Source organism: Streptomyces sp. ICC4, from assembly GCF_003287915.1.
Taxonomy (GTDB): Bacteria; Actinomycetota; Actinomycetes; order Streptomycetales; family Streptomycetaceae; genus Streptomyces; species Streptomyces tritrimontium.
The window spans coordinates 2,632,610-2,644,401 of record NZ_CP030286.1; the positions used below are offsets into that span (position 1 = coordinate 2,632,610).

The window sequence follows — 11,792 nt, forward strand, 5'->3', positions numbered from 1 at the left end:
CCGGCCCGTCCCCCGGCGTCGGGCGCCCCGGCTTTTGGCTACCTGGCAGACGTGCCCCGGTCGTCCAGCCGGCCCGGCCGCCAGCCGCGGCTGCGGCCGCGCGGCAGGACCACCGCGAGGAAGGCCACCAGCAGCACCGTCCCGCCCGCGACGGCCGTCACCAGCAGGGCCGTCGTCCGCGCCCCCGCCGTCCGCGGCGCCTCGGGCAGGCTGACCGGGTCCACGCGCGCCGCCTCGGCGGGGGCCGCCGTACCGGGGGCGACCCCGGACACGGCCCCGTACGGGTCCAGCGCGGGCAGGTCCCCCGGATACGCGCCGGCCAGCAGCGCCCCGCGCACCCCCTCCGCGTTCAGACCGGGGTGGTAGGCGCGCACAAGGGCCGCGGTGCCCGCCGTGACCGCCGCGGCCATCGAGGCGCCCGAGCCGGTCCACTTGCCGTTACCCACCGGGCCCGGCCCCACCAGGGCGCCGCCCGGTGCCGACAGGTCGGCGTGCCGGAAGGGCGGCGCGGACTCCGGCCTCGTCCCCTGCGGCCCGGTGTCCAGCACGGCCAGCGCCTGCGCCGGAGCCACGGGGGCGGGCTGCGGATCGCCCCCTCCCGGCGGCGGACCGTCCGCCGCGGCGGGCGCGATCACCAGGGCGTCCTTCGCCCGGGCCACCGCCATGGCCTCCACCACCCGGGGGTCGGTGCCGTCCAGCGGCGCGGTCACCGTGATGACGCCCGCCCCTGCCTCGGCCGCCTCCCGCACCCCGGCCGCCAGCCGGGCCGCGTCCGGCTCGCCGCGCTCCCCGGTGCCGCGCACGGCGAGGATCCGCGCCTCCGGCGCCACCCCGGAGAACCCCTGGCCGGCCAGCGCCGCCCCGGCGACCAGGCCGGCCTGGAAGGTGCCCCGGCCCACGCAGTCCCGGCCCGCGTCGCCCAGTACCCGGACCCGGCCCGCGAGCACGGCCGGCGCGTCGCTCACCCCGGTACCGACGACCGCCACCGTCACCCCGCGGCCCCGGGACAGGCGCCACACCTGCTCCAGCCCCAGGGCGCCCCGGGTCCAGGGAGCCGCAGCCGTGTCCTTGCCCGGCACCGTGGTGCAGCCCTGGCCGGAAGCGAGTACGTCGGGCACGCCCGGCAGCGTCGTCGGGCCGTCGTTGGCGACCCGCGCCGCCGCGAGGGGCGCCGGACCGGCCAGCGCAGCGAGAACGGTGGTGCACAACAGCAGACGGGTACGGCGACGCATGGGAGGTCCTCGGTCGGGGCCCGCCCTGCGGGGGACGGGGCTTCTTCTCGGTCGGGTACGGGCCGGGCCCGCCGCTTCGGTGCTCCCGCTCAGTGCTCCCGCAGGTCCTCGGCGAGCAACAGCCGCAGGTCGTCCAGGCTTGGCGCCGCGAGTGCACTGAGCCGGCGTGCCTGCCGCGTCATCATGGCCTCCAGGGTCTGGCGGGCCAGCCGGGCGTTGCCGAAGGTCCGGCCGCGCGGGATCGACTCGAAGTACGCGCGCAGCGCCGAAGCCGCGCCGGGGGCGCACTCGTAGCCGTTCTCCAGCGCGTTCTGGCGCACGATCGTGACGAGCTCGTCCGAGGAGTAGTCGGGGAACTCGACGTGCCGGGCGAAGCGTGAGGCCAGACCCGGGTTGGAGTGCAGGAAGCGGTCCATCTCCTCCGTGTAGCCGGCGACGATCACCACCACCTCGTCGCGGTGGTCCTCCATCAGCTTCAGCAGGGTGTCCACCGCCTCCTGGCCGAAGTCCGAGGAGGCGCCCGAGCCCTGCGGGGTCAGCGTGTACGCCTCGTCGATGAAGAGGACGCCGCCGAGCGCGCGTTGGAAGACCTCCTTGGTCAACTGCGCGGTGTGCCCGATGTAGCGGCCCACCAGGTCCGCCCGCGCCACCTCCACCAGCTGCCCGCGCGGGAGCACGCCCAGGGACACCAGCAGCTCGCCGTACAGCCGGGCCACCGTGGTCTTGCCGGTACCGGGCGGGCCGGCGAAGACGAGGTGGTTGCTGATCCTGGGGGCCGGCAGCCCCGCCGCGGCCCGGCGCCGCGCCGTCGCCAGCAGGTTGACGAGGTCGCTCACCTCGCGCTTGACCGCCGCCAGACCGGTCAGCGCGTCCAGCCGCAGCAGCGGGTCCTGGTCCTCCCCGGCCGCGGCGGCCGCGGGCAGGCCCACGTCCTCGGCGGTCAGCAGCGCCAGATCGCGCTCGTCGACGTCGCCGCGGGTGGCGAGCCGGGACGCCTGCCGGTCCACCATCTCCTCGAAGACCTTCCGCGCGGTGCGCCCGTTGCCGAAACCGGCGTCGCGGGGGATCCGCTCGAAGTACGCGTGCAGAGAGGGGCGGGCCTCCCCGTCCAGCTCGTAGCGGTGCGCGGAGCACATCCGCTCGACGATGGTGACCAGTTCCTCCGAGGAGTAGTCGCGGAACTCCACGCTGCGGGTGAACCGCGAGGCCAGACCCGGGTTGGAGGCGAGGAAGTCCGTCATCTCCTTCGGATAGCCGGCCGCCACCACCACGACGTCCTCGCGGTGGTCCTCCATCAGTTTGACCAGGGTGTCGATCGCCTCCCGGCCGAAGTCCGCTCCCGACCCCGCCGAGTCCGACAGCAGTGTGTACGCCTCGTCGATGAACAGCACCCCGCCGAGCGCCTTCTTGAAGGTCTCCGTCGTCTTGATGGCCGTTCCGCCGACGATCTGCGCGACGAGGTCGGCCCGGGAGACCTCCACCAGATGGCCCGAGCGCAGCACCCCGAGCGAGGCGAGGATCGAACCGTAGAGCCGGGCCACCGTGGTCTTGCCGGTGCCCGGCGGGCCCGCGAAGACCAGATGGCGGCTCATCGGCGGCGCGGGCATGCCGAGCCCGGCCCGGCGCTGCGCCATGCGGTTCAGGTTGATCAGGGTCAGCACCTGCTCCTTGACCTCGTCGAGGCCGATCAAGGACCGCAGCTCCGCCGCCGCGCCGCCCTCCGCCTCCGCCTCGGCAGGGGCGACGACGGCCGCACCGCCCGGCAGCCGGCCGTCGCCGGCCGCCTGCGCGTCGGCGGCGCTGCCCCAGGCGTCCGGGGCGCCGTTGCCGGCGCTGGTGAGCTGCTCCACCGCCAGGCGGTCGCCGGGAACGGCCTGGCGCAGCCCGCTGCCCTTGTTGTCCCGCAGGGTGCAGCCGATCACCGAAACGGGGTCGGAGCCCTCCACACGAACCCCGTCGGCGGCCGAACCGGTCACCTCGCAGGCGCTCAGGGAGGTACGGGCGCCCGCCGCGACCAGCACCCCGTGCTCGCCCGCACCCCGCACCCGGGACCGGGCCGCCGTCAGCTCGCCCCGCTCCTCGACCCGGATGCCCGCGCCCAGGCAGTCGTCCACCTCGGTGTCGCGCAGGATCACCGCGCCGAGCGCGCCCACCTGCACGCCGGGGCCCTTGGCAGTCCGCAGCCGACCCTGTCCGACGTACAGGTTCCCGTGCCCGGACACGTGCAGCGCCGCACCCCCGGACTCCTCGACCAGGCAGTCCTCCAGCCGTCCCCGGCCGTCCGCCAGCACCTCGATGCCGTGGCCCGCCGAGCGCGCGATGGTGCTGCGCCGCAGCAGGGGATTGGCGCGCGACCGGATCAGTACGCCGCCCTGGCCGCTGCCGACCACCTCCAGCCGGTCGATCTCGGCGGCGCAGTCCTCGTCCAGGAGGACCCCCGTCCCCTCGGCGTCGCGGACCACGGCGGCGGTGAGGACGGGCGAGGAGAAGTCGGTGACGCGGACCGCGGCGTCCCGGGCGGCGGTGAACACGCAGTCCTCGAACACCCCCCGGCTGCGCTCGGTCACCAGCAGTCCGTGCCCCGCGGTCCGGTCCGTGCGGCAGCGCCGCAGGGTCGGCGCGGAGCCGGCGCCGACCACGAACCCGTGACCGGTGGTGTTCCGGACGGTGACGTCCTCCAGGACGGTCGCGCCGCTGGTGCTCATGAACACGCCCACGACGGAGTCCGTGACGGTGGACCGCGAAACGGTGACCGTGCTCTCCTCCTCGGCGGCCACCCCGGGCTTGTCGGCGGCGGAGATCTCGCAGTCCTCCACCAGGACCCGGGCGCGGCCGTTCGCGAGGACGCCGTTGCCGCGCGCGTCGCGGAGCCGCCCCGCGCGCACGGAGATCCTGCCCTGCTCGCCGGCGACCACGGCGGAGGTCCCGAGGTGCTCGACGACGCACTCCTCCAGGAGGCTCTCCGCCGCCGAGGTGGACACCACTCCGGCGCCCTGGGGGTTCTCGATCCGGCACTGGCGGATCGCCAGCGAGCCGGCGCCGCGGGCGAACAGGGCCGCCCAGGAGGCGCCGTACACGTCGCACCGGTCGAGCAGGAGCTGCCCGCGGGCGACGTCCACGACGGGCAGTTCGTCGTCGTGGCCGCGCAGGACGAGGGAGTTCACCATGGCCGAATCGCACGCCATGATGAGGGCCGAGCCCTGGCGGGGCGCCAGCTCCACGGTGCCGCGGCCCTCCGTGGTGGTCAGCGTCAGCGACGTGACGAGCGTGAGGCTCTCCTCGTAGCGTCCGGGGGCGATGCTGATCACAGCTCCGGTACGGGCCGCGCGGAGCGCCTCGGAGATGGTGCGGCAGTCGCCCGTCCCGTCCTGGGCGACGGTGAGCAGCTGGCGTGACACGTTCTGACCTCCCGGGCACCCCGACGTCGTTTCCGCTGTTTGGCGGCGTCCGGTCGCTTCCGGGGCGTGTGGAACTGATGTGCCCATCATGCCTGCTGGGGCGGACGGGCCGCTACCGCCCTCGGCCGGAAACAAGCGGCCACGGGGTCTGTCTGACGGGTCGTCCCGCCCTGCGGCCGCCGGGTGTCGACCGCGCGGATCAGGTGTGTGCCCCCTCCACGGTGGACAGGGCGGCGTCACGGAAGGGTCCCGCTGTACGCGAGCCCGTCCGGCGGGCCAGTACGACCGCACCTTCCAGGCCGTCCGCGACCGGGTACGGGGACAGGCCCCGGGCGGACACGCGAACCGCGAAGCGCTCCAGCAGCGGGCCTCGCGGACCGAGTAACCCTCCCGCCATCACCAACGGTTCGCCGTGCGCCGGTCGAAGCGCGGCCGTGCTCTCGACCAGCAGGTCCGCGGCCTCGTCGAGGATCCGTCCCGCGATGACGTCACCGTCCGCCGCTGGCCTACCACCACGGGGAAGTACTCCGCCAGTTGGACGGGGGCGGTCAGGGCCGGCGCTCCGTCGACGAGCGCGAACCGTACCGATGCCGTGTCCGTGGCCGGTGCTTCGAAGGCATCGGCCAGCCAGTCGACGAGTCCGTGCGTCGCAGACCTGTGGTGTCCCGGTTCCACGGACAGAACGGGGTCCGGGTGCGAGCACGCCAGGGGTCCCGGGATACCCTGCGGGTGCCCGTGGCGCTCTTCGCGAGTCTCAGGGGCCGACCCCGACCGGTCTCCCCGAAAGTGCAGCAGCCATGTCCGCCATCCTCTCGTCGCGGCCGCCTTCGCCGGCCCGCGGAGTGGTGCGCGGCCTGCGCGCCGGCGCCCTCGCGGCACTGTGCGTACTGCTGCCACTGCTGGGCCACCTCCTCTCGCAGGGACACATGCCGCGCTGGGCCGTGCTCCTCGGGATGGCCGCGATCGCGGCGCCCGGTGCGGTGCTGCTGACTCGGCACAAGCTCTCCGACGGCCAGCTCATGGCGGCGCTGGCCGGTGCCCAACTGGCCTACCACGCGGCGTACGCGCTGCCAGGTGCCTGCGCGGCCGTGACCGGGTCGCAGGATCCCGTGACTCTGGTCGAGCATGTCTCGGCGGCCGGAGTTCCGCCGGAGGTCTTCCTCGCCGGACACCTGGTCATGCTGGTGCTCGCCGCGCGGCTGTTCGGGCTGACCGAACGGCTCTTGTGGCGCGGCAGGCCCGCCCTGGAGGCGCTGCGCGCCCTGCTCATGTTCGTCTGGCCGCACCTGCACGCCGGCAACGGACCGAAGGCAGCTCTGCGCGACCTGGAGACCAGCGCGATGCCGCCGTCCGCGCTCGTGGTCCGCCTACACCCCGGGCGAGCACCACCCAGGTGCGGGCGCGCTCCGATGTGGCGTGCCCCTCTCTCGACGACCGGGCTGTCGCCCGGCGGTGGTCTCTGCCTGTCCTGACGGCCAGGTGAAGGGGCCGTCCGCGGGCGTCGGCGTTCCCTGCTCCGGCTGGTCCGGGGAGCACAGAGAGATCCCTCCCTTCGCATGTATTCCTTCTCCAGGCGTGCCGCCCGTGCGGCGACTCGCACCCTCGTCGTACCCCTGAGCGGCCTGCTCCTGTGGGCCGGGGCACCGGCCGCCTCGGCGCACACCGACCTCACCTCCAGCACGCCGGCCGACGGCGCGACATTGGACGCCCTGCCGCCGGGCATCCGGCTGACCTTCAGCGACGAGATGTCGCAGGAGTACGCCAAGGTCGCCCTGACGGCGCCGGACGGGAGTCCGGCGGGCACCGGGGACCCACTGGTCGACGGCAAGAGCGCGTCCCTGGTGGTGAAGCCCGGCCTGCCGTCGGGCAAGTACACCGTCGGTTACCGGGTCGTCTCGGCCGACGGCCACCCGGTGTCCGGCTCCTACAGCTTCACCGTCCAGGCGGTGGCCACAGCCACACCGGATCCGGCGCCGTCCGCGCCGTCCGCGCCGCCTGCGGCATCCGGCGACTCCATGGCCGCCAGCCCCTCGCCCACGGTCAGCGGCACGGCGTCTTCCTCAGCGGGCGGCGTCAGCACCACGGTGATCGCCGGTGGGCTGATCGTGGCCGGGGCTGGTGCTGGTGCCGCCGTCTTCATCGTGCGCCGGAGGGCACAGCGTGTCGGCTGATCTCGTGCTCCGGAGAGCGGTCCGCCTGCCGCTGATCCTTGCCGCCTCGGCCGTCCTGGCCGTCGGCGTCACGGTGGTGGCGATGTGGGCGGCCGGTGCCACAGCGCAGCGGGTGCCGGGGATCGACGATGCCGGCCCGCTCACCTCCTGGGGTCTTCCCCTCTCGCGCACCGTCGTGGACATCACCTCGGTGGCGACGGTGGGTGCTCTCCTGCTGGCCGGCGTCCTGCTGCCCGGCGGCCGCGACTTGGGCCGCTCACGGATGCGCTACCTGACGTGGGCGGCGCTCGCCGCCGGGCTGTGGGCGCTCTCGTCTGCCGCGCTCCTGGTCTTCACCCTGTCCGACCTGTTCGCCCGGCCGGTGGCCGAAGTGCTGGACCCGGCGATGGTGGCCGACTTCGCCCTCGCCTCGGCGCAGGGCCGCGCGTACGCGGTGATGGCAGCGGCCGGACTGGTCATGGCGACGCTGTGCCCGGGTGTGACGACCGTCCGGTGGGCGCGGGTCGCGCTCGTCCTCGCCGTCGCGGCGGTGCTGCCGCCCGCGTTCACGGGGCACTCCGCTGCCTCCACCAACCACGACGCGGCCGTCACCAGCCTCGCCTTGCACGTGGCGGGGGTCGCCGTATGGGTCGGCGGGCTGGTGTTCGTCCTGGTCGCGGCCTTGCGGCGGGCCGAGGGAGCCGCCGTGGCGGCACGGCGGTTCAGTCCGCTGGCCGGCGGAGCGTTCCTCGCGGTCGCCGCGAGCGGCCTGGTCAACGCCCTGGTGCGAGTGCCCCTGTCGAGCGTCTGGTTCAGCTCCGCCCACGGGCGGATGGTGCTGGTGAAGTCGGCAGCCCTGCTGCTCCTGGGCGGAATTGGCTGGTGGCACCGGCGCCGGACCCTCGGGGCCCTCAACGACGGCACCCGTCGGCCCTTCGTACGACTGGCCATCGGCGAGCTGTCGGTCATGGCGGCGGCGATGGGCTTGGCCGTCGCTCTGTCCCGAACGCCGGCACCCGGCGCCGGCAGCGGCTCGCCGTCCCCGGCGGAGGAGCTGCTCGGGTTCCCGATGCCGCCTCCGCTGGGCGACTTCCCCTGGACGCCCCTGTTCACCCAGTGGCACTTCGACCCCGTCTTCGCCTTCGGAACGGGCGCGGCCGCCGCGCTCTACCTCGTCGGCGTGTTCCGGCTGCGCGCACGGGGTGACCGGTGGCCGGTCGGCCGCACCATCGCCTGGATGCTCGGCCTGGCGGTCACGGTCCTCGCGACGATGAGCGGCCTCGCCGTGTACGGCAAGGTCATGTTCAGCGTCCACATGGGCCAACACATGATCCTCGCGATGACCGTGCCGATCCTCCTCGTCCTCGGCGCCCCGGCCACCCTGGCCCTGCGAACCCTGCCGACGGCCGGCAAGGGCGAGACGGCCGGTCTGCGTGAGGCGCTGTTGTGGCTGCTGCACAGCCGCTACGTGAAGGTCATCTCGCATCCCGCCGTGGCCGGCATCCTGTTCATCGGCAGCGCCTTCGCCGTCTACTCCACCTCATGGTTCGAGACCCTGATGGGCAGCCACCTGGGTCACACGGCCATGTTGATCCACTTCCTGGCCATCGGTCTGCTGTTCTTCTGGGTGATCATCGGCGTCGATCCGGGCCCACGCCGCCCGCCTCACCTGGGCCGGCTGTTCGTCCTCATGCTGACCATGCCGTTCCACTCGTGGTTCAGCATCTCCGTGATGAGCTCCACCGGCATCATCGGCGCCCGCTGGTGGGAGGCGGTGGGCCGCACCTGGGGGCCGTCCCTCGCCGAGGACCAGTACAACGGCGGTGCGATCGCTTGGGCCACCGGCGACATCCCCGTCCTGATCACCACGATCATCCTCGCCGCGCAGTGGGTTCGCTCCGACCGTCGAGAGGCCCGCCGAGTCGACCGGCAGATCGACCGCGGCGACTCCGGCGACCCGCTGGCCGCCTACAACGCGTACCTGGCGAGCCTCCACGCCCGCGACCGCCGCCTGCAGCAGGCAGCCACGCCCACCGGTCGTGGGGACAGCCCGGCCGAAGACCCCACCCCATAGAGGAATCATGACGAACCTGAAGAAGAACCTGAAGAAGAACCTGTTGGCCTTCGCCGCCGTTCTGGCGGCACTGGGAGTCGCCTTCGCTACGTTCTTGCTGGTCAAGCCGGACGACCCGGCCTCGGCAGCTCCGTCCCTGCCCGCAGTAGGCGAGGCCCAGGCCGTACGTGCGGACAGTCACAGGCTGACCAACCCGCAGCGCAGCGAAATGACCCTCGTCGAGTTCCTCGACTTCGAGTGCGAATCCTGCGGAGCTGTCCATCCGACGGTCGAAAAGCTCCGCCAGGAGTACGGCGACCGGGTCACCTTCGTCGTCCGCTACTTCCCCCTGCCCGGCCACCGCAACAGCCGCGCCGCGGCCGTCGCCGTCGAAGCCAGCGCCCAGCAGGGCAAGTTCGAGGACATGTACAAGAAGATGTTCGCCACCCAGAAAGAGTGGGGCGAGTCGCAGAATTCCCAGGCGGACGTGTTCCGGGGCTACGCCGAGCAGCTCGGCCTCGACATGCAGAAGTACGACGCGGCCGTGAAGGACCCGGCCACCGAGGAACGGGTCAAAGCCGATCAGCGGGACGGCATGGGCCTGAATGTGCAGGGCACCCCGACCTTCTTCCTCGACGGCCGGCGGATCCAGACGCCCCGCACCTACGAGGCGTTCAAGGCGCTGATCGACGAACGGCTCGCGCAATGAGCGGCACCAAGGACGGGCCGGAACTGGCTCAGCTGATCGACGAGGCCTTCCTGCCCCTGTGACCCATTGCCCGGCCACCGACTCCACCCGCACGAGCGAGGACCTGTCCCCATGACCTCACCCGCACCGCTCACCTATGACGAGCGGCTGACCGCCCCCAGGACCTGGTGGCTGATCGCCGTTGCGGTCGGCTTCTCCATGGCGCTCATCGTCATGCCCTACGGGGGACTCGCCGCCCTCGGTGGATTGGCCGTCGGCACCCTGATCGCCTGCATGTGGGTCAGCGCCCAGGGATCCTCCCGCATCCGCGTCACCAGCGACCTGCTGGTCGCCGACGATGCTCGGATTCCCCTCAGCGCGCTGGGCGAGGTGCACGTCCTGGAGGGACAGACAGGGCCGCGAGGTCTCGCGATGCCTCCATGGCCGACTCAACGACGCTTCCGGCACCAGGTCACTGACCTGCGGAAACTCCGCCACTAGTTCAGTCAACAGGTGATCACGCAGGGACTCTTCTAACTGTCGTGGCTCGTCGACCACAAGGCGGAGTTCCAGCACCTGGTCCGCAACCGACTCGGGGCCGCAGCCGCGGCCCAGGTCCTGTGGAGCGCGCCCAGGCTGGTCTGCGTCGCGGAGGACTTCACGCGCTACGACGTCCACGCCGTCCGCGAGATCCGCCGCAGCATCGACCTGGTCCGCTGCAGCTACTTCGGCAGCGACCTCCTGGCCCTTGAGCCGGTGACCTCCGTCGTCGCCGACGGAGCGGTCCGAAGCGACCGCCGGCAGCGGAGGGCGGCATCGGCGGACAGGGCGCCGGCCAGCGTCGATGGCCCTGACCTGAGGGCTGCGCTGGAGGAGCTGCGCCTAGGGCTTGGTGACGACGCCAGCCGGATAGACCGCAAGCCGTACCGGGCGTACCGGGCGTACCGGACGCTGCGGAACTTCGCCTGCGTCAGCCACGGTCACCAGCAGGAAGTCGTCGTGACCCTTCGCCTGTCACCCAAGGAGGTCGACCTCGTCCCCGGCTTCACCCGGGATGTCAGCGAGATCGGCCACCACGGAACGGGCGATCTTGAAGTCCGACTGCGCACGGACCGTGATTTCCGCCGAGTGGAGCCGCTACTGCGGCAGGTCTACGAGGCTGCGTGATCGCTTGGCGGCCAGCGGTGTCGAGTTGTGGTTCAGTTACCAGCGTCGGCCTTTCGTGGTGCGGACAAGGGTGGCGGTGCCCTTCCATGATGCGGTGAATTCGGGAATTCTGAATTCGTGGAACCGCTGATATAGGAGGCCCCTGTTCCCTCTGGCTTTCGGATGCTGCACCCGGCTCTCGTCGGTGCATGGTGAGACCCCGCCGAGGGGGGATTCGGCGGGGTCTCACTCAGGCAGTAGCCCTTCGGTCTGCGCATCGGAGCGTGACGGTGGCTGTCTGCGTGTCAGCTGTCCGAGCCGCGTGTGGCCAGCGGCGACCAGCCCTCAGTCATACACCCATTCGAGTGTGTTTCGTGATCGTCCGCAGGGGCGCGTATGGACGCATGCAGCGAGGACGAGTGAAGTGGTTCAACACCACCAAGGGGTTCGGTTTCATCAAGCCGGAGGGCAGTGACCAAGACATCTTCGTTCACATGTCCGCAGTCTCGGCGGCAGGTCTGAACACCCTCGATGATGACCAAGAGGTTCTCTTCGAGATCGAGGAGAACCAGAAGAACGGCAAGGCGTCCGCCATCAATCTGAAGGTTGTCGTCTAGTGACCTGAGTCAGAGATTCGGTGGCAGTAGGCGGCGACTTTGTCGAGGATCTCGTCGGCGGTCTTCGTCCAGACGAAGGGCCTGGGCTGGTCGTTCCAGGCGGCGAGCCAGGTCCGGATGTCGAGTTCGAGGGCTTGGACGGAGCGGTGGACTCCGCGCTTGAGTGTTCTGCGTGAGCTCGGCGAACCACCGTTCCACCAGGTTCAGCCACGACGCACTCGTCGGTGTGAAGTGCAGGTGGAAGCGAGGGTGCGTCAGCAGCCACTTCTTGATGTCGGGGGTCTTGTGGGTCGCGTAGTTGTCGAGGATCAGGTGGACCTGAAGGTCCTCCGGCACCTCCTTGTCGACCTTGGCCAGGAACTTCTTGAACTCGGCGGCCCGGTGACGGCGGTGCAGGGAGCCGATCCCTTGCCCGTCGCGACCTGCCGCAGCCGCTCATGAGGTCGGCGATGAGGAGAAACCGGTCGGCGCCGGCGGTGCGTATGTCGCGGAGCTGGGCGGGGGAGGG

At 72.1% G+C, this 11,792-nt stretch carries 9 protein-coding genes and 1 pseudogene; 7 read left to right on the plus strand and 3 right to left on the minus strand.

What is annotated here, in order from left to right; genetic code table 11:
- Positions 1 to 38: 38 nt before the first annotated feature.
- A complete protein-coding gene (locus DRB89_RS12275; protein WP_112446620.1) occupies positions 39 to 1,232 on the minus strand; it encodes a S8 family serine peptidase in 1,194 nt (397 codons plus the stop codon).
- Between the two features lie 89 nt (positions 1,233 to 1,321).
- Positions 1,322 to 4,630 (minus strand): right-handed parallel beta-helix repeat-containing protein, encoded by a 3,309-nt coding sequence (locus tag DRB89_RS12280; protein WP_239516100.1) that lies wholly within the window; start codon positions 4,628 to 4,630, stop codon positions 1,322 to 1,324.
- A gap of 797 nt (positions 4,631 to 5,427) precedes the next feature.
- On the opposite strand from DRB89_RS12280, the gene DRB89_RS12285 reads away from it, so the two are divergent.
- From DRB89_RS12285 to DRB89_RS12315, 7 genes are all read left to right on the plus strand, one after another.
- Positions 5,428 to 6,102 (plus strand): hypothetical protein, encoded by a 675-nt coding sequence (locus DRB89_RS12285; RefSeq protein WP_112446618.1) that lies wholly within the window; start codon positions 5,428 to 5,430, stop codon positions 6,100 to 6,102.
- A gap of 84 nt (positions 6,103 to 6,186) precedes the next feature.
- Positions 6,187 to 6,801 carry a copper resistance CopC family protein gene (locus tag DRB89_RS12290; protein WP_112446617.1) on the plus strand — a complete coding sequence of 205 codons (615 nt, stop codon included), beginning with the start codon at positions 6,187 to 6,189 and terminating at the stop codon, positions 6,799 to 6,801.
- Positions 6,791 to 8,854 (plus strand): cytochrome c oxidase assembly protein, encoded by a 2,064-nt coding sequence (locus tag DRB89_RS12295; protein ID WP_112446616.1) that lies wholly within the window; start codon positions 6,791 to 6,793, stop codon positions 8,852 to 8,854. The genes DRB89_RS12290 and DRB89_RS12295 overlap by 11 nt, the downstream gene beginning before the upstream one ends.
- Before the next feature lie 7 nt (positions 8,855 to 8,861).
- A complete protein-coding gene (locus DRB89_RS12300; RefSeq protein ID WP_112446615.1) occupies positions 8,862 to 9,542 on the plus strand; it encodes a thioredoxin domain-containing protein in 681 nt (226 codons plus the stop codon).
- A 111-nt stretch (positions 9,543 to 9,653) separates the two neighbouring features.
- Positions 9,654 to 10,022: a DUF3093 family protein gene (locus tag DRB89_RS12305; RefSeq protein WP_112446614.1), complete on the plus strand. Its 369-nt coding sequence runs from the start codon at positions 9,654 to 9,656 to the stop codon at positions 10,020 to 10,022.
- A 255-nt stretch (positions 10,023 to 10,277) separates the two neighbouring features.
- Positions 10,278 to 10,688, plus strand: a complete 411-nt coding sequence (locus tag DRB89_RS46320; protein ID WP_343234499.1) for a DUF5655 domain-containing protein — start codon at positions 10,278 to 10,280, stop codon at positions 10,686 to 10,688.
- A gap of 383 nt (positions 10,689 to 11,071) precedes the next feature.
- Positions 11,072 to 11,284, plus strand: coding sequence for a cold-shock protein (locus DRB89_RS12315; RefSeq protein WP_112446613.1), 213 nt, complete (start codon positions 11,072 to 11,074; stop codon positions 11,282 to 11,284).
- Here the strand turns inward: DRB89_RS12315 and DRB89_RS12320 are convergent.
- Positions 11,281 to 11,698: pseudogene (locus DRB89_RS12320) on the minus strand (transposase); the annotation flags it as partial. The gene DRB89_RS12315 and the pseudogene DRB89_RS12320 sit on opposite strands and share 4 nt — an antisense overlap.
- Positions 11,699 to 11,792 lie beyond the last annotated feature (94 nt).

Bases quoted from the DNA above. Each gene is read 5' to 3' on its own strand.
- DRB89_RS12275 (WP_112446620.1), bottom strand. From the start codon at position 1,232: ATGCGTCGCCGTACCCGTCTGCTGTTGTGCACCACCGTTCTCGCTGCG.
- DRB89_RS12285 (WP_112446618.1), top strand. From the start codon at position 5,428: ATGTCCGCCATCCTCTCGTCGCGGCCGCCTTCGCCGGCCCGCGGAGTG.
- DRB89_RS12290 (WP_112446617.1), top strand. From the start codon at position 6,187: ATGTATTCCTTCTCCAGGCGTGCCGCCCGTGCGGCGACTCGCACCCTC.
- DRB89_RS12300 (WP_112446615.1), top strand. From the start codon at position 8,862: ATGACGAACCTGAAGAAGAACCTGAAGAAGAACCTGTTGGCCTTCGCC.
- DRB89_RS12305 (WP_112446614.1), top strand. From the start codon at position 9,654: ATGACCTCACCCGCACCGCTCACCTATGACGAGCGGCTGACCGCCCCC.
- DRB89_RS12315 (WP_112446613.1), top strand. From the start codon at position 11,072: ATGCAGCGAGGACGAGTGAAGTGGTTCAACACCACCAAGGGGTTCGGT.